Annotated in this window: 15 protein-coding genes and 1 pseudogene; 8 read left to right on the top strand and 8 right to left on the bottom strand. The window is 57.3% G+C overall.

The features are described 5' to 3' along the window. Positions 1-14 precede the first annotated feature (14 nt). A complete protein-coding gene (locus AB4O05_RS12505; protein WP_460137242.1) occupies positions 15-920 on the top strand; it encodes a LysR family transcriptional regulator in 906 nt (301 codons plus the stop codon). Here AB4O05_RS12505 and AB4O05_RS12500 read toward each other — a convergent pair. Next, on the bottom strand, positions 917-1,540 hold the full coding sequence (locus AB4O05_RS12500; protein ID WP_460164882.1) for an HAD family hydrolase: 624 nt from the start codon (positions 1,538-1,540) through the stop codon (positions 917-919). The genes AB4O05_RS12505 and AB4O05_RS12500 overlap by 4 nt on opposite strands. A gap of 204 nt (positions 1,541-1,744) precedes the next feature. Beyond that, positions 1,745-2,938 carry an enoyl-ACP reductase FabV gene (gene fabV, locus AB4O05_RS12495; protein ID WP_460137244.1) on the bottom strand — a complete coding sequence of 398 codons (1,194 nt, stop codon included), beginning with the start codon at positions 2,936-2,938 and terminating at the stop codon, positions 1,745-1,747. Between the two features lie 322 nt (positions 2,939-3,260). Here fabV and AB4O05_RS12490 point away from each other — a divergent pair, with 322 nt between their 5' ends. From AB4O05_RS12490 to AB4O05_RS12470, 5 genes are all read left to right on the top strand, one after another. Continuing rightward, positions 3,261-4,085 carry an aspartyl/asparaginyl beta-hydroxylase domain-containing protein gene (locus tag AB4O05_RS12490; RefSeq protein ID WP_460137245.1) on the top strand — a complete coding sequence of 275 codons (825 nt, stop codon included), beginning with the start codon at positions 3,261-3,263 and terminating at the stop codon, positions 4,083-4,085. A gap of 150 nt (positions 4,086-4,235) precedes the next feature. Beyond that, positions 4,236-5,609, top strand: coding sequence for a nucleotide 5'-monophosphate nucleosidase PpnN (gene ppnN / locus AB4O05_RS12485; protein WP_460137246.1), 1,374 nt, complete (start codon positions 4,236-4,238; stop codon positions 5,607-5,609). A 144-nt stretch (positions 5,610-5,753) separates the two neighbouring features. Beyond that, complete coding sequence (locus tag AB4O05_RS12480) at positions 5,754-6,068, top strand: AbrB/MazE/SpoVT family DNA-binding domain-containing protein (RefSeq protein ID WP_460137247.1); 315 nt, start codon at positions 5,754-5,756, stop codon at positions 6,066-6,068. Further along, entirely contained in the window at positions 6,065-6,460 is a 396-nt protein-coding gene (locus AB4O05_RS12475; protein ID WP_460137248.1) for a PIN domain-containing protein, read from the top strand. The genes AB4O05_RS12480 and AB4O05_RS12475 overlap by 4 nt, the downstream gene beginning before the upstream one ends. A gap of 71 nt (positions 6,461-6,531) precedes the next feature. Next, positions 6,532-6,903, top strand: a complete 372-nt coding sequence (locus AB4O05_RS12470; protein WP_460137249.1) for a hypothetical protein — start codon at positions 6,532-6,534, stop codon at positions 6,901-6,903. A gap of 19 nt (positions 6,904-6,922) precedes the next feature. Here AB4O05_RS12470 and AB4O05_RS12465 read toward each other — a convergent pair. From AB4O05_RS12465 to AB4O05_RS12455, 3 genes and pseudogenes are all read right to left on the bottom strand, one after another. After that, positions 6,923-7,240 (bottom strand): annotated as a pseudogene (locus tag AB4O05_RS12465) (YXWGXW repeat-containing protein); the annotation flags it as partial. Between the two features lie 131 nt (positions 7,241-7,371). Then, positions 7,372-8,286 carry a DMT family transporter gene (locus AB4O05_RS12460; RefSeq protein ID WP_460137251.1) on the bottom strand — a complete coding sequence of 305 codons (915 nt, stop codon included), beginning with the start codon at positions 8,284-8,286 and terminating at the stop codon, positions 7,372-7,374. Further along, positions 8,286-9,263, bottom strand: a complete 978-nt coding sequence (locus AB4O05_RS12455) for a 2OG-Fe(II) oxygenase (protein WP_460164881.1) — start codon at positions 9,261-9,263, stop codon at positions 8,286-8,288. Before AB4O05_RS12455 ends, AB4O05_RS12460 begins: the two co-directional genes overlap by 1 nt. A gap of 259 nt (positions 9,264-9,522) precedes the next feature. Between AB4O05_RS12455 and AB4O05_RS12450 the strand changes: the two genes are divergently transcribed. Then, a complete protein-coding gene (locus tag AB4O05_RS12450) occupies positions 9,523-10,371 on the top strand; it encodes a LysR family transcriptional regulator (RefSeq protein ID WP_460137253.1) in 849 nt (282 codons plus the stop codon). Between the two features lie 110 nt (positions 10,372-10,481). On the opposite strand, the gene mqo is transcribed toward AB4O05_RS12450, so the two are convergent. Further along, positions 10,482-12,128: a malate dehydrogenase (quinone) gene (gene mqo / locus AB4O05_RS12445; RefSeq protein ID WP_460137254.1), complete on the bottom strand. Its 1,647-nt coding sequence runs from the start codon at positions 12,126-12,128 to the stop codon at positions 10,482-10,484. 427 nt (positions 12,129-12,555) lie between these two features. Here mqo and AB4O05_RS12440 point away from each other — a divergent pair, with 427 nt between their 5' ends. Then, the gene (locus tag AB4O05_RS12440) at positions 12,556-13,743 is read left to right on the top strand and encodes an MFS transporter (protein WP_460137255.1); all 1,188 of its coding nucleotides are present in this window, start codon (positions 12,556-12,558) and stop codon (positions 13,741-13,743) included. 149 nt (positions 13,744-13,892) lie between these two features. Here the strand turns inward: AB4O05_RS12440 and AB4O05_RS12435 are convergent, their stop codons facing one another. Both AB4O05_RS12435 and AB4O05_RS12430 read right to left on the bottom strand, forming a co-directional pair. Then, entirely contained in the window at positions 13,893-14,114 is a 222-nt protein-coding gene (locus AB4O05_RS12435) for a hypothetical protein (protein ID WP_460137256.1), read from the bottom strand. Between the two features lie 1,879 nt (positions 14,115-15,993). Beyond that, a complete protein-coding gene (locus tag AB4O05_RS12430; RefSeq protein ID WP_460164906.1) occupies positions 15,994-16,782 on the bottom strand; it encodes a methyl-accepting chemotaxis protein in 789 nt (262 codons plus the stop codon). Positions 16,783-16,825 lie beyond the last annotated feature (43 nt).

The following is a 16,825-nucleotide window of genomic DNA, read 5'->3' as shown; positions in this document are numbered from 1 at the left end:
ACCAGGACTTGATAATGGATCTGTTCCAGGCGATGTCGGTGTATGTGAAAGTGGTAGAGGCCGGCAGCATGACCGCCGCTGTCCACGCCTGCGGGATGTCGACCACCATGGTCGGCAATCATCTGCGCGCCCTGGAACAACGCCTGGGCGTCAGCCTGCTCAAACGCACCACGCGTAAACAAAGCCTCACGGAATTCTGTGGCCAGTATTACCAGCGTTGCCTGGAAGTACTGGGGCTGGTAGCCGCCTCCGAGCAACTGGCCGAACAGGCGCACAGTGACGTGCCCCAAGGCACACTGCGCATCACCGCCCCGCCGGCATTCGGCACCGAACGCCTGGCGCCGGCCTTGAGCGAGTTTTCCCAACGCTACCCCTTGGTCAAGCTGTACGTGGTACTCAGCAACCAGCGCGCGGACATGGTCGACAGCGGTTTTGACGTGGCGATCCGCCTGGGTGAACTGGAGCCGTCGAGCCTGATCGCCCGGCCAATGCAGGACTACACCATCACCCTGTGCGCCTCACCGCTCTACCTGGCTCGACGCGGGACACCGCATACACCCGAAGACCTGCAACAACATGACTGCCTGGCCTTCGCCTACCCCTCCACCGACGATTGGCGCAACGCCGACAAACTGTGGCGCATGACCGGCGCCGAGGGCGAAGTGGAAATCCCGGTGTCCGGCTCGATGACCATCAACAGCTCCCAGGCCCTGCGCCAGGCAGCGGTACAAGGCATGGGCATCGTCATGTTGCCCGATGCCCTGGTGCAGCCCGACCTGCAAAGCGGAAAGCTTGTCGCCCTGCTGACCACGTATCAAATGCCGAGCCGCCCCATGCATCTGCTGTACGGCCAGGACCGTTACCGCCTGCCGAAACTGCGCGCCTTCGTCGACTTCGCCATGGAAAAGTGGGCGCGCTAAAAGCCCACGCCCAACTCACGCAATCGCGCCGCGGTGCGCTCGGCCGACACGTGGTGAATACCCTGCCAACCGAGGGCGACGGCGGCCTCGATATTGCCGGCCACGTCATCGATAAACACCACTTCGGCGGGCTGGATATCCGGCAAATGCGCGCGCACCTGGCCAAGGCTGGCGTGGTAAATCGCCGGATCTGGCTTGATCAACTTCAATTCGCCCGACACGACAATCTCGCGCAGGCACTGGAGAAATGGGTAATTGGCCCGCGCATAGGGAAAGGTTTCGGCCGACCAGTTGGTGAGCCCGAACAATGGCATGTTGGCTGCGTGCAACGCCTTGAGAATCGCCACCCCTTCCGGCAGCGGGCCGCGCAGCATTTCATGCCAGCGCTCGTAGTACGCCGTGATCAAGGTTTTATGCTGCGGGTATTGGTCGATCAGGGTTTGCGTACCTTCGGCCAGGGGCCTGCCGGCATCCTGTTCGGTGTTCCAGGCCTGGGTACAGATGTTGTCGAGGAACCACTGGCGCTCGTGATCGTCGGCAATCAGCTCGCGGTACAGATGCTGCGGGTTCCAATCGAACAGGACACCGCCGAAATCAAAAACTACTGCACGAATTGTCATCGGATCCTCCGTTAGCGTGGGATAGCGGGAGGAGTCTGGCAGATTTGTAAGGAGGGAAGCGCGCGCCGAAGCGTAAGAAGGTTCTGAAAAAGACGACTACCAAATGTAGGAGCTGGCTTGCCTGCGATAGCATCACCTCGGTGCGTCAGGTGCACTGTGGTGATGCTATCGCAGGCCAGCCAGCTCCTACTTTTTTGACTGTGTTCAGGCCTGGATCAGGCCATTGATCTTCACGGTCGGGTTTACATCGGCGTCGTAGTCCACGCCGTCAATCTCGAAACCGAACAAGCGCAGAAATTCAGCCTTGTAGCCGGCAAAATCGCTGATCTCGTTAACGTTTTCGTCGGTCACCTGGTTCCACAGGGCTGCCACGGCGTCCTGGACTTTCGGTTCCAGCTCGGCCAGGTCGGCACGCAGGCGGCCATCGGCGTCAAGCCTGGGCGCCTTGCCGTACAGGCTGTCCTTGAACAGGCCGTAGACCTGCTCGATGCAACCTTCGTGGGTGCCCTGCTCTTTCATCACCTTGAACAGCAGCGACAGGTACAGCGGCATGATCGGGATCGCCGAGCTGGCCTGGGTGACCACCGCCTTGAGTACCGACACACGGGCGTCGCCCTTCAGTGCCGCGAGGTTGTCGCGCAGGGTCAGGACTTTCTTGTCCAGATCCTTCTTGGCTTCGCCGATGGAGCCGTTCCAGTAAATGTCCTGGGTCAGCTTCTCGCCGAGGTAGGTGAACGCGGTGGTCTTGGCGCCTTCGGCCAGTACGTCGGCGTCACGCAGGGCGTCGATCCACAGCTGCCAGTCTTCGCCGCCCATGACTTTCACGGTGCCGTCGATTTCTTCCTGGGTCGCAGGCTCAAGGGTGGTGTCGACCACTACGCCCTTGTCGGTGTTGATACCGCGCAGGGTCACGGCCTTGCCGATCGGCTTGAGGGTGGAGTTGTGCACCACGCCTTGTGGGTCGGTACGGCGTGGCGCGGCCAGGCTGTAGACCACCAGGTCGATCTTGCCCAGGTCTTTCTTGATGGTGTCGATGGTCAGGCGCTTGATTTCATCGGAAAACGCGTCGCCGTTGATGCTCTTGGCGTACAGGCCTTTTTCGACGGCAAACTTCTCGAACGCGGCGCTGTTGTACCAGCCGGCGGAGCTGAGCTTGCCTTCTTCGCCTTCTTTCTCAAAAAACACGCCCAGGGTGTCGGCGTTGCTGCCAAACGCGGCACTGATGCGCGCGGCCAGACCGTAGCCAGTGGACGCGCCGAGGACCAGCACCTTCTTCGGGCCGCCTTCGATGATGCCGTGTTGAGTCACGTAGTCGATCTGTTCCTTGACGTTCGCTTCACAGCCAACAGGGTGAGCGGTCACACAGATAAAGCCACGAACCCGCGGTTTGATGATCATAAAATTTCTGCCTCTTCCAAGGTGCCGAAGGCCAGTGGTGGCCATTCAACTTCAATCGTACCGGTCTATGACGCCCGAAAAACCGAAGCGTCACGATAGTCGTAAATCTTCCGTTTACAAAATCCGCCCCACAAAACCCGCACGACGCGCCGGCAACGGCTGAACATTGTGTAAAACCTGCGCGATTTCGCTGTATTTAAAACGCCTTTGTGGCGCATAACACTTTATTATGACGTAGTTGTTTCATTATGTTTCAAACACCCAACCACTCGCAGCCACGGATCCGGACCTGTCGAATGGCGTCCAGCTGGAGCTGAGTTGCATGAACAAGCCTGCTTTGCGTAAAAAAGCGGTATCGGTCGCCTGGGTACTCGGCGTCTTGCTGATTATTGATCTATTCCCCGAGACCACCCTGGTGTTCCTCTGCCTGGTCCTGGTCTGCGGTATCTACGACTTCCTGCGTAACGGCTTGTATGACAAGCCCACTTTCAAGAAGTATTTCATCGGCAGTGGTCGCAATACATGGCTGCTGGCGCCCTTCAACACGCTGTTCGACCTGCTGAGCTCGCCTAACCGTCACGTCTATACGCTGCCAGACCTGCCACCGGCCTGGCGTGCCGACCTGCAACAAGTGCTCGACGACGCCATGGCCCACAAGGACGAGATCATCACTTACCTGGATGAACGCATGGCCGAAAAGAAGCGCGGCATGTTGTTTTTCCAGTGGTATGGGCGGCCGATCGAGACCACCCTGGATATTCCCGAACTGCGCAAAAAGCTGCCATTCGTGAAGACCATCGGCGTATCGGTATTCAATGAAAACCGCTCCACCTCCTTTCACTTCGGCCCCTTGCGCATGATGTTCCGCGTGCTCTACAACATGGCGCCCGCGCGCCATCACGAGGGCGTGTACATCCAGGTCGGCAACCACAAGCATTACTGGCATGACGACCCGCTGTTTATCTTTGACGACACGCTGATGCATGCGTCCTTCAACAAGAACGACGCCAAGCGCTATTGCCTGTTCATCGACATCGTGCGGCCGACCCCATTGCCGTTGGTGCTCAACGCCGTGATCGCTGGGTTTGCCGGCCTGGTCTTTACCCTGCGTCGGGTTTTCTACAAAAACTGGAAGCTGATCCAGTAAGTTCTGCGGCATGATGGTGGCGGACGGTATTTGCGCTCGGCCTTGCGCCTGAGGTAAATAATCGGCTCGTGCGCCCTTACAATCGGCGCCCACCATTCTCAAGCCATCGCGCCTCACTGGGTGCGGTGGCTGTGCTTTCAAGGAATCAGAATGCCCCAACGTCAAGTCATCAATGCCTCGGTCAGCCCCAAAGGCAGCCTCGAAACCCTGTCCCAACGTGAAGTCCAGCAGTTGAGCGAAGCCGGTACCGGCAGCATCTACACCCTGTTTCGCCAATGCGCCCTGGCGATTCTCAACACCGGCGCGCACATCGACAACGCCAAGACCATCCTCGACGCCTACAAAGACTTTGAAGTCCGCATTCACCAGCAGGACCGTGGCGTACGCCTGGAGCTGTTGAACGCCCCGGCCGACGCGTTCGTCGATGGCGAAATGATCGCCAGCACCCGCGAGATGTTGTTCAGCGCCTTGCGTGACATCGTCTACACCGAGAACGAACTGGACAGCCAGCGCATCGACCTGAGCAATTCCCAAGGTATCACCGACTACGTGTTCCACCTGCTGCGCAACGCCCGTACGTTGCGCCCGGGTGTAGAGCCGAAGATCGTGGTGTGCTGGGGCGGACACTCGATCAATACCGAAGAATACAAATACACCAAGAAAGTCGGCCACGAACTCGGCCTGCGCAGCCTCGACGTGTGCACCGGTTGCGGCCCCGGCGTGATGAAAGGCCCGATGAAGGGCGCGACCATTTCCCACGCCAAGCAACGTATTACCGGCGGGCGCTACCTGGGCCTGACCGAGCCGGGCATCATCGCTGCCGAAGCGCCGAACCCGATCGTCAATGAGCTGGTGATCCTGCCGGACATCGAGAAGCGCCTGGAAGCCTTCGTACGCGTGGGCCACGGCATCATTATCTTCCCGGGCGGCGCCGGTACGGCCGAAGAGTTCCTGTACCTGCTGGGCATTCTGATGCACCCGGACAACCGTGACGTGCCCTTCCCCGTCATCCTTACCGGGCCGAAGCAGGCCGCGCCATACCTGCAACAACTGCACGCATTCGTGGGCGCTACCCTCGGTGAAGCAGCGCAAGCGCACTACCAGATCATCATCGACGACCCGGCCGAAGTGGCGCGCCAGATGACCACCGGCCTCAAGGCGGTGAAGCAGTTCCGCCGCGAGCGCAACGACGCCTTCCACTTCAACTGGCTGCTGAAGATCGACGAAGGTTTCCAGCGCCCGTTCGACCCGACCCACGACAACATGGCCAGCCTGCAACTGAACCACACGCTGGCGCCCCATGAGCTGGCGGCCAACCTGCGCCGGGCGTTCTCGGGCATCGTGGCGGGTAACGTCAAGGACAAGGGCATTCGCCTGATCGAACAGTACGGCCCTTACGAGATCCACGGCGACCCGGCCATCATGCAGCCGCTGGATGAGCTGCTGCAGGCGTTTGTCGCGCAGCACCGCATGAAGTTGCCAGGCGGCGCGGCGTACGTGCCGTGCTATCGCGTGGTGCAGTGAGTTAGCGTCGCCGTCTTACCGCCGCCAGCAGAAGTTGGCGGTCGGTCATCGTTTGTATCGCTTTGGTGCCTGGGCAAGGGTGCGGGTACGTAGCGTTCGGTCTAGGGTTTTGATTCCGACCTACTCATATCTGCGAGCCCCCCCATGGACCAACGGATCTTGTCCTCCATCACTCCTTACCCTAGGGTAAGGAGCATCATGTTGGAGAGACTTACTATGGCGACCGCTACACTGACCTCAAAAGGGCAAATCACCATCCCCGTCCAAGTCAGGACCGCACTGGGCCTGGAAACAGGCGACCGCGTCGAGTTTGTCGAAATGGAAGATGGAAAATTTTCCATCATCGCAGCGAGCAAGACCGTTCAGGACCTCAAGGGCCTGATCCGCAAGCCTGCCGAGACGGTTTCCATTGACGATATGAACCGCGCCATCGCTGCGCGGGGAGCGAACGCCGGATGATTGGGCTGGATACCAACGTATTGGTGCGCTATGTCACTCAGGATGATCCTGTCCAATCCCCGAAGGCGTCCGCCCTGATCGAGTCCCTCACCAACCTTTCACCAGGCTTTGTCAGCCTGGTGTCCGTGGTGGAACTGGTGTGGGTTTTACAAAGCTGCTACCAATCGACCAAGAACGAAGTAGTCACTGTGCTGGAAACGCTCTTGCGCACCCGTGAATTGACCGTCGAACATGCCGAAGTCATCTGGCAGGCGCTGCGAAGATTCGCGACCAACGGAGCCGATTTCGCCGATTGCCTGATAGAACGCTGCGCCCACGCAGCCGGCTGCGAATACACCGCCACCTTTGATCTCAATGCCGCCAAAGCGACGGGTATGAAACGACTGACCTGAGCCGCGGCGTTGCGGCGACTGGCAGGCTTTGATAGAAATCGCCTTCACCCACTGATCGAGAGAAAGCTCACGTGCGTACGCTTCTTCTTGCTGCCCTGGCCCTGTCGCCCTCCCTCGCCCTGGCCGACATCGTCTGGCCGGACCTGCCGAAAACCTGCTTCGTCAGCGGCCGCTCTGCCACCAGCGCGGATGTCGATACGGGCTGTGCGGCGTTTCTGATCAATGTGAAAGGCAAGGCAGCGGGCACGCCGATCAAGGTGGATATTCCCCAATACGCACTGCACGTCGACGAAGCCACTGGCCAGGAAACGCCGGTGTTCATTATCCAGGCGGAAGAAAACGGCGAGGTCAAGGCGGTGGGATACAAGGAGCTGGGCACCGATCAGCTCGGTGCCGCGCTGCTCCGGGAAGTTCGACTATTGGGAACGAAAAAGCCCTCTTGATACAAGACTCAGCGAATCCACCCCCTACCTGCCAGTGATACCCGTCATTGCGCTGCACCCAGTGCGGATGCACATAGCGATAACCTTCGCGCACCGGCTCCCAATGGCCATGCACCGCAACATAGCGCCCGCCTTCCCAGCGCCAGTAACCGCGTGACCATATATAACCTTCGCGCACAGGCGGCTCGACTTCAATCACCTGCACCGGGGGCGGTTGCGGCGCAACCACCTCGACATACTCACGTTGCATCGGCCGACGCTCATGCACAACACGCTCTTGCACACACCCGGATGCCGCGACGACAACCGCCGCCAATGCCGCATAACGTAGCAACATACAAAACCCTCGGGCGCTGACGCCCAACACTTGCACCAGTAAAAAATCCCCCCGTGTTTCAGCCGCGCTCCTGCTTGGCCTGGGTACTTTTTTAACAAGTGGTGTCTGTCAGATTGCTGAACCCAAGAGCATCAAGAAGTACAAGCGACGGTCGGTCGTTTGAACCGCACCAGCAGCAGCCCCGCGACCACCACCGCAATACCGGCGTAGGTCGAGGCGTGAATCACATCGCCAAACATCAGTGCTGCCCACACTAACGTCACAGGTGGCTCCAGGTAGACCAGTGCTGCCACGTGCGTCGCAGTCATGACGCGCAGCAGCATCCACAGGCTCAAATAGGCGACAAAGGTGGAGAAGACCGTCAGCCACACAATGGAGATCAGCACGTCAGGTTCATGGGGAACGCTCAGCGTATCGGTGTACAGCACGGCACCGGTGAAACCGATCAAGGTCAGCAGCGACTGAATGAACAACGGCAAAACCAAGTCGCCGCTCTGGGTTTGTACCGAGCGGCGCTCATATAAGGTGGCCAACGTGAGGCCCAACGCCGATACCAATGGCAGCAGGTACATGACCAGTCCAACACTTTGCCCGCCGCTGTTGTACTGCCCGAAGATAACAATCGATACCCCGCCAAAACCGATCATCAACCCCAGCCACTGCCAACCTCCGCTGCGCTCCCCCACGTTGCCTGTCGATAACGCCGCCGTCATCAAAGGCTGCAACGCCGCGATGATCGCTGCAATGCCGGGAGGCAAACCATTTTGGATCGCTACGTAGACACAACTCAGGTACAGGAACTGCGATAGAAAGCCGATCACGGCGTAGTGGCGAATCTGTACCCAGGAAACCTTCAACAACCGGACGTTCAAAAACAGCGCCAGGCAAACAGACACCAACAGGAAACGCCAAAACAACAGGTTGAAGGCCCCGGCACTCTGCGCACCCAACTTGGCGCCGATAAAGCCGGAACTCCACGAGAGGACAAACACGGCTTGAAGAAACAACAATTTCAAAAGCTTACCGGCTGAAGCGCTATGAAACATCATCGAGCCCCCTGCAAGGCTGCCAGGTCATCAAAGGTGATGGGCTCAATCCCTAAACGCCGATATTGATCACAGGCCGGGCGTGCCAAATCACGCTTGAGCTGGAGCCAAGGCCTGATGGTCGTCAGCACACCGTCATCGGATGCAAGGTGCCAGAACTTATTCACATCCTCTTTGCTGTAAGGGCAGTGGAATGAAAGCACCAGTGACATGCGCCGGCCATGGGTGAGCGGCCGGACGCCATGAAAAACCATGCTTCCATAGATGTACACCGCATCCCCGCTGGCCTTGACTGAACTGGTGCGCACACGGTCGCCCAAACCTTCGACATTGAACCGCTGTATGGGCCCATCGAAATAAACGAACTCGCCGCCGTCGTACTCACTGGGGTCGGACAGCAGGATATTCAGCACAAAGCTGGTCCCGTCGGTATGCCACATCCCGATCTGCGCCTTGGCATCCGGGATTTGGGGCGGATAGAAATAGTTGACCTGAGATCGCGCGCGCACATAGGGATGCGGCACCAGTGGAACACCCGCAACTCTCGACACAGCCAGCAAAAACGCTCGACTGCTCATCATCTCCCGAATAAGTGTCGACGACTCTGTCACCGCGCGGGTGCGGTTGGAAATAATCCAGTCGCTGACACTGGAGCCCGTCTCCAGTTGATAACACGCACGCTTTAACTCCACGATCCCCTGCTCACTGAAGAGCCCGGACACCTGAGCCACCGCCGCCAACTGCTGAGGCGTGGCGATGGGCTGCGGCGAGGTGGTGTAGCCAAAATCAGCGAGGCTGCGATAGACAGGTAAGTCCAGCCGCTCACTTTGCAGATAGCTGTCGCTCCAGTGCTGCAGTGTGTCCAGCAATGCTCCAGGGTGTTTACACCTGGATGCCGGTGAGAGTGACGCCTGCAAGGCTGACTTCAAGCGTGCCGCGCCCTGGGCAAATACGGGCAGTTCACTGTGTCGTCTCATGATGATGCACCTCAGTTGGCAACTCGGTCGTCCGCGCAATACTCCGCCAACCGATACAGGACGCTTCCACCGCCACTGCAATACTCGCCAATGACACGGCACGCACCGTAATCCTGGCGCACGCGGATAAACTGGACTCCCGCTTTTTATTGTTTGACGTCGACGTGCCTGCGCTCGCCTGTTTGACTCAAAGCCTAGGGTGGCCGCATGATTTTGTATATTTGAATAATCTGCACAACTAATTCCCAAAAGAGGAATCATGAGCAAGCAATTGAATATCGACTTGTTGCGTACCTTCCACGCGGTTGCACGCTTTCGGCGCTTCAACGAAGCGGCCAATCACGTGCATCGCAGCGCATCGACCGTCACTACACAGATCCAAAAACTGGAAGATCTGGTAGGCCAGCGCCTGTTCAGTCGCAGCAATCAGGGGGTTGAGTTGACCATGTATGGCAAAAAATTGCTCAGTGAAACGACAGATTTCCTCAAGAGCCACGATCGTTTACTGGCCTCCCTGACCCCACAACGCATGCAGGGAAAGATCCGCCTGGGACTGCCCGACTCCTACGCCCCAGCCTTTATGCGTGATTTTCTGCCGCAACTCATTGCCGAAAACCCAATGTTGGAACTGGAACTGGAAGCCCGCTCCAGTGGCGAGCTATTCACGATGTTCAGCCGGGAACAGATAGACCTGGCGCTGATCGTCAGCGCACACCCTTTGGAACAAGGAGAACATGTGGGCTCGATACTGCCGGTATGGGTGGTCTCTGAGCAGTTCAAAACCCCAGAGCAAGCCCCACTGCCTATCGCCGTGCAATTGACCGGTTGCCCTTATCGAGCCTCGGCCATCCGGGCGCTGAAAGACCACGGGGTCTACTATCGAATCCTGCTTGAAAGCGCCAGTTCGACCGCCGTAGAAGCAGCGATCATGTGCGGTATGGCTGTGGGCATGATTGAGGAAAGCCGAATCACTACTGGATTGACTAAAACCATTGCGGGCGTGCAGTTGCCGGAGTTGCCGCGACATCACCTCTACTTGCTTTCCGACAGCGCAAACCACTTGGCGCTGCATCTGCATGAACAACTGAAAAAAGGTTTCAATATTTGAATAACGTCCGGGTGGTCACGCAGGAACCCGGTAATCTCGTCCGTAAATACGACACCCACAGAAAAAGCCCGCTGACCGTCGCCGGTTCAGCGGGCTTTTACTCAGCTTTCTTACAGCGCCAGATCAGACGCCGGCTTGCTCGGCTGAGCCGCAGGCTTGGCAGCCTCGGTCGCCTTTGGAGCAGCCATCTGCGGGATCACAGGCGGTGGCATCAGTTGCAGGACGCCGGCGGTGTAGGCCCATTCCTTGGCAACCGCCTCAGGGCTGTCGTTCAGCTTGGTGCCGTAGCTCGGTACGATCTGGTGCAGTTTTGCCTGCCACTCAGGGGTCGCGACCTTGTCCTTGAACACTTTCTGCAGCACGGTCAGCATGATCGGAGCCGCGGTGGACGCGCCTGGCGATGCACCCAACAGGCCGGCAATGGTGTTGTCGGCGGAGCTGACCACTTCGGTGCCGAGCTTCAGGACGCCGCCCTGTTCTTCGTCACGCTTGATGATCTGCACGCGCTGCCCGGCCTGCCACAGACGCCAGTCGGATTGCTTGGCGTTCGGGAAGTACTCCTGCAGTGCCTTGAAGCGGTCGTCATCCGACAGCATCAGTTGGCCAGCGAGGTACTCGACCAGTGGGTATTCACGAATACCGACCTTGGTCATTGGCCAGATGTTGTGAGTGGTGGTGCTGGTCAGCAGGTCCAGGTACGACCCTTCCTTGAGGAACTTGGTCGAGAAGGTGGCGAATGGGCCAAACAGGATCACGCGCTTGCCATCCAGCACGCGGGTGTCCAGGTGCGGAACCGACATCGGCGGCGAACCTACCGAAGCTTTACCGTAGGCTTTGGCCAGGTGCTGCTCCGCGATTGTTGGGTTATCGGTGACCAGGAACGAGCCGCCAACCGGGAAGCCCGCGTACTCCTTGGCCTCAGGGATGCCCGACTTTTGCAGCAGGTGCAGGGCACCGCCGCCGGCACCGATGAACACGAACTTGGCGTCGGTTTCAGTCTTGGTGCCGTCTTTCAGGTTTTTGTAGCTGACACGCCACGAACCGTCGGCGTTCTTGGTGATGTCCTGCACTTCACTCGACAGTTTCAGGTCGAACTTGGGGGTGGTTTGCAGGTGAGCGACGAACTGGCGGGTGATCTCGCCGAAGTTCATGTCGGTACCCAGCGGGCTCCAGGTGGCCGCGATTTTCTGGTTCGGGTCACGCCCTTCCATCATCAGCGGAACCCACTTGGCGATCTGCGCCGGGTCTTCGGAGTACTGCATGCCGGCGAACAGCGGGCTGGCTTGCAGCGCCTCGTAACGCTTCTTGAGGAACTTGATGTTGTCATCGCCCCACACAAAGCTCATGTGCGGTGTGGAGTTGATGAACGAACGCGGGTTCTTCAGCACGCCCTGCTGGACCTGCCAGGACCAGAATTGACGGGAGATCTGGAACGCTTCGTTGATCTCGACCGCTTTGGGGATCTCAACGTTGCCGTTCTTGTCTTCCGGGGTGTAGTTCAGCTCAGCCAGCGCGGAGTGGCCGGTACCGGCGTTGTTCCAGCCGTTGGAGCTTTCTTCGGCCACGCCATCGAGGCGCTCGACCATCTCCATCGACCAGTCCGGCTCCAGCTCGTTAAGCCACACGCCCAGGGTCGCACTCATGATGCCGCCGCCGATCAGCAGCACATCGACTTTCTTTGCCTCTTGCGCTTGAGCGGAAGTGATCCCCATCGACAAAGCCAGCCCCAGCAGGGCAGTGTTTACTTTTTTAAACATCAGTAGCACCTATGATAAAACGCCATCCGCCCCGCTGCCCCTGACTCATTTCAGGGCCGCAGGGTGGGCACACAAGACCGACGTATCGACCTCACTTTTATGTCCCTTCTGCGCTGACTTCTTATCATTATTGGCTTCAGCTACCTGGGCGACAGCCAACCGCCGGGACGTATACAGATGTATGCACCGGGGAAAGGCCAGACCAAGATGGCGCGCAGAATATCACGCTAAACAGCGTTTATGCGCCGTTTGGCCAATTGACAGCTCTAAATCGCGGCTTTTAACGCATCGGTGTCAAGTGCAATGGGCGCGACGTGGCGTCACAGCCTCGGAACTCCCGTGCAAAACGCGGTTCTAGACACCTTCACCGTGGCTTGCGTAGCATCGACGGTTCTCCTTCGTGTCACCCTCCAACCCAGAGCGATCCATGTCTATCCACTCAAATCCCGGGCACCTCTTGCCCGCGCGCAGTGCCGCCAAAATGGAAGCTGCGATGGCCGTGGGCGCTTTCGCTATCGGTACTGGCGAATTCGCCATCATGGGCCTGATGCCCGACATCGCCCAGAACCTGGGTTTAAGCGAACCCCAGGTCGGCCACGCCATCAGCGCCTACGCGTTGGGCGTGATGGTCGGCGCACCGCTGCTGGCCATCCTCGGCGCCAAACTGCTGCGCAAACACATGCTGCTGTTGTTGATGGGGCTGTATGCCCTGGGCAACCTCGCCACGGCATTTACCCCAACCTTTGGCTCGCTGGTGGTGTTCCGCTTTATCAGCGGCCTGCCCCACGGCGCCTACTTCGGCATTGCCGCCGTGGTCGCCTCCAGCATGGTGCCCACCGACAAACGCGCCGGTGCCGTCGCGCGGGTGATGATGGGCCTCACCTTGGCGATGTTGCTCGGTAACCCCATTGCCACCTTCCTCGGCCAACACCTGGGCTGGCGCTCGGCATTCGGGCTGGTGAGCGTGATCGCTTTGTGCACCATCGCCCTGGTCTGGCAATTTGTCCCGCACCGCCACGACGAACAACGCAGCGACCCGCGCAAGGAAATGCGCGCCTTCACCAAACCCCAAGTGTGGATGGCCCTGTCCATCGGCGCGATCGGCTTTGCCGGAATGTTCTGCGTGTTCAGCTACCTGGCACCGACCATGCTGGAAGTGACCCACGTGTCACCGCAGTGGATTCCGTTTGGCCTCGCCGCGTTTGGCGTAGGCGGGATCATCGGCAACATCGCCGGCGGCAAGCTGTTTGATCGCATGCAGTTTCGTGCGGTGGGTTTGATATTGGTGTGGTCGATCGCCGTGTTGCTGTTCTTCCCCTTCGCGGCATCGTCGCTATGGGGCGTGCTGCTGAGCATGGGCCTGGTCGGCACCATGGTGGCCTTGGCCGCACCCTTGCAGATCCGCCTGATGGACATCGCCCACGAAGCGCCGAGCCTGGCGGCGGCGTCCAACCATGCAGCGTTCAATCTGGCGAACGCGCTGGGGCCGTGGTTTGGCGGGATGGCGATTACCGCAGGGCTAGGCTGGACCAGCACTGGCTACATCGGCGCGGCGACGGCGCTGATCGGACTGGGCATCTACCTGATTGCCCGGCGCATGAAAGGCGGCCATTAGCTTTATCTGTAGGAGCGAGCTTGCTCGCGAAAATCGCCAACGATAACGCGGGCCTCCTGATTTAACGCGCAGCCCTCGAGTTTTTCGCGAGCAAGCTCGCTCCTGCAAGTCATGCCCCCCGCTGGCCTGCACGGCAGACCAGCGGGGAATCAATCATCATGCAACAACCCCGACCCGTACTCCCCATAACTGCTCCCCAGCCCACTGCCACCAAAATTCATCTTGGCGGCTTTGCTGGGGCTGCGGTCGCCAAACGCCTGGCATCCGCCTGAAAAACATGGGTCGCTGCTCACGCCAGACGAACCGGACGAACAAGCGCTCAACAACAACGTGCCGGTGACCATCACGACTTTGACGAGGTTGGAGATCATTTTAATTCCCTATGGACTGGAGGCACGGGGGCCCTCTGTTGAAGAGGATCGTAGACCTCAACGGCACAGGGAATTATGAAACTTGGCTGGGTGACAGGAGGGATTCAGGTTATGAAGGTTTCCAAGCGACTGGACTTGATGGCGCCACCTGTTAACTATTCCTATCTGCGCCCTTGGTAGCACAAGACCTTATAACCTCTCTAACCCGCCCAACGACCTAAAAGATCAGACCTATAACTGACTTTCTGTTGCATCCACACCAAAATTCTTAATTACTAGAATTTAAAGTTATATAAAACATCTCGCATGATACCTCATTGACATCATGCGCGACGACAAAGTAAAAAAACCATTCAAAAAAACAATAAAAAAACCAAAGCCACCCAAACGAATTATTTTTAACAAAACCATTACAGGCAATCCAACTTATCACTACTTTAGGACCAATTGACGTATTAGTTTGCTAGCACTATCTTTAAGCAGGCCAGACAAAAAATATTTACGAGGACTCCTCCGACTCTATTTTTGCTGACGCTTTAAAGCCCAACCAAGCTAATACACCGTATCAAAAAGTAGAGGTACAACCAATCGCCCGTCTTGCTGATGCGAATCCCCCATCATAATTAACTACAATTCTCAGGAGCATAATTATGCTCAAAACATGTACGTGGATTCTGAAAAATGATGAAAGAATGCTCATAAGCAGCACACTTTCGATGAAGCTAACAAAAATGGAGCTAACGATACTGATGATATTTTTAGAAGGGCCTAGAAAACCTATGAGCCACGTCGCGATCACTGAGCGTATTGAAAAGAACCCTGACACATACAAAGGTATTTGCATGTGCATAAGCCGGTTAAACAAGAAATTCAAAAAACTCACTCGAGGAGACCGATTATTCATTTCCATAAGAAACAAAGGATTTTACCTTACACAAGTCATATTACCCTGTGGAGAAAATATCTCACTTCAAAATAAAATTTAGAAAACAGTAAAAACTCTATAAAATCAACAAGATATAAAACAATCGCTAAAACTAAATTTACACCTCCGCTCATTTTATATGGCAAAGGCTTAGATCCAGATGAATAAAACTGATGAATCCGACTTGATTTTGTCAGCATTATCGTCGGCCAGCAAAAATCAATAACTTATAATAATTTCACTTGAATACCTAACGCACTGGCTATTACAACTTTCAGATAAAGAAGCCGACCTTACGGCCTTTAGAATACAGACCACACTTGCCGACATCAATAAAAGCGTATTTCCGCTAATTCAATCAGCCATAAAGCTGAGAGAGTTAGAGAAGGCAAATTCCGACAACTTATAACCCCATATTAAAACTCATGGCATGGATGCCAAAAAAACCTGCACTGATGCATTAATACTTTTACCCCCCTCTACTTTCTAAATGATTACCCCCACCTAGCACACTATTTTTTCGACTATGCCGCATAGCCTCCGCTAATAGCCCACTTTTTATAACCATCCTTTTTACATCACATAAAACACAGCCATACTTAGCCGCATCGAACCAGTCAATACTGGACCGTCTTGTCGTCGAGACTTTTGGTCGTACCGCGGAGCCACCAACTTTCCCCACCAATGACGAAAGGTCAGTTCATTAGCCAGGCGATGTTGGTGGAGATGATGGGTAGCCAGAAATTAGAGGCCAACTATCCGACAAATCAATCTGTCCGAAAAGGCTATAGTCTAAAAAGGAAGTCGGCGATAAGCCTGGCCACTAGAGACGACAGCAAAACAGCCTGCCGTTTTTGATTCAGTTGCAAACAATGCGGCGGAGCCTGCGATCTGCTCCAGCATCCCGCTCAATGGATACGCTACCGCAAGCACACGCCATGACAACGATGTATGTCAGACCTTGAAGCGCGCCACCAGCCGATTCAGTTCAATCGCCAGGTTGGCCATTTCACCGCAGGCGCTAGCGGTCTGACTGGCGCCGGCCGAACTCTGGATTGACAGCTCGCGGATACTGGTCAGGTTCTGATCGGCCTCGCGGGCCACCTGCGCCTGCTCTTCGGAGGCGGTGGCGATCAGCAGGTTGCGCTCGTTGATCTGGGCGATGGCCTCGGCGATCTGCTTGAGCGACAGGTCGGCATTCTGCGCCACCGAGATTGAGCTGCTGGCCATCTGCGCACTGACGTTCATGGCGCTCACCGCGTGGGTCGAGTCGGCCTGAATCGCGCTGATCATCTGTTCGATTTCCTGGGTCGACTGCTGGGTGCGGTGGGCCAGGGCCCGCACTTCATCGGCCACCACCGCAAAGCCACGGCCTTGCTCCCCGGCACGGGCGGCTTCAATGGCTGCGTTCAACGCCAGCAGGTTGGTCTGCTCGGCAATCGCACGAATCACCTCGACCACCTTGCTGATGTCCTGGGCCTTGCCTGACAAGGCCTTGACCTGGTCCCCAGTGCTGGCCACATTGCTGGCCAGACCTTCGATGGCGTTAAGGGTCTTCGCCACGTTCTCGATACCCGAGCGGGTGAATTCCAAGGACTCACGGGAAGATTGAGCGGCGGCTTCGGCATTGCGTGCCACCTCGTCCACCGCAGCGCTCATTTCGGTCACCGCGGTGGCGGCCTGGTTGACCTCATCGTTCTGGCGTACCAGCCCGCGGCTGGCTTCTTCAGTGACCGCGGTCATTTCTTCAGAGGCTGACGCCAGTTGGGTTGATGAGTCGGCGATG

It is taken from the genome of Pseudomonas sp. S1_G07 (genome assembly GCF_054668565.1).
This window is presented reverse-complemented; position numbering and strand designations above follow the sequence as displayed.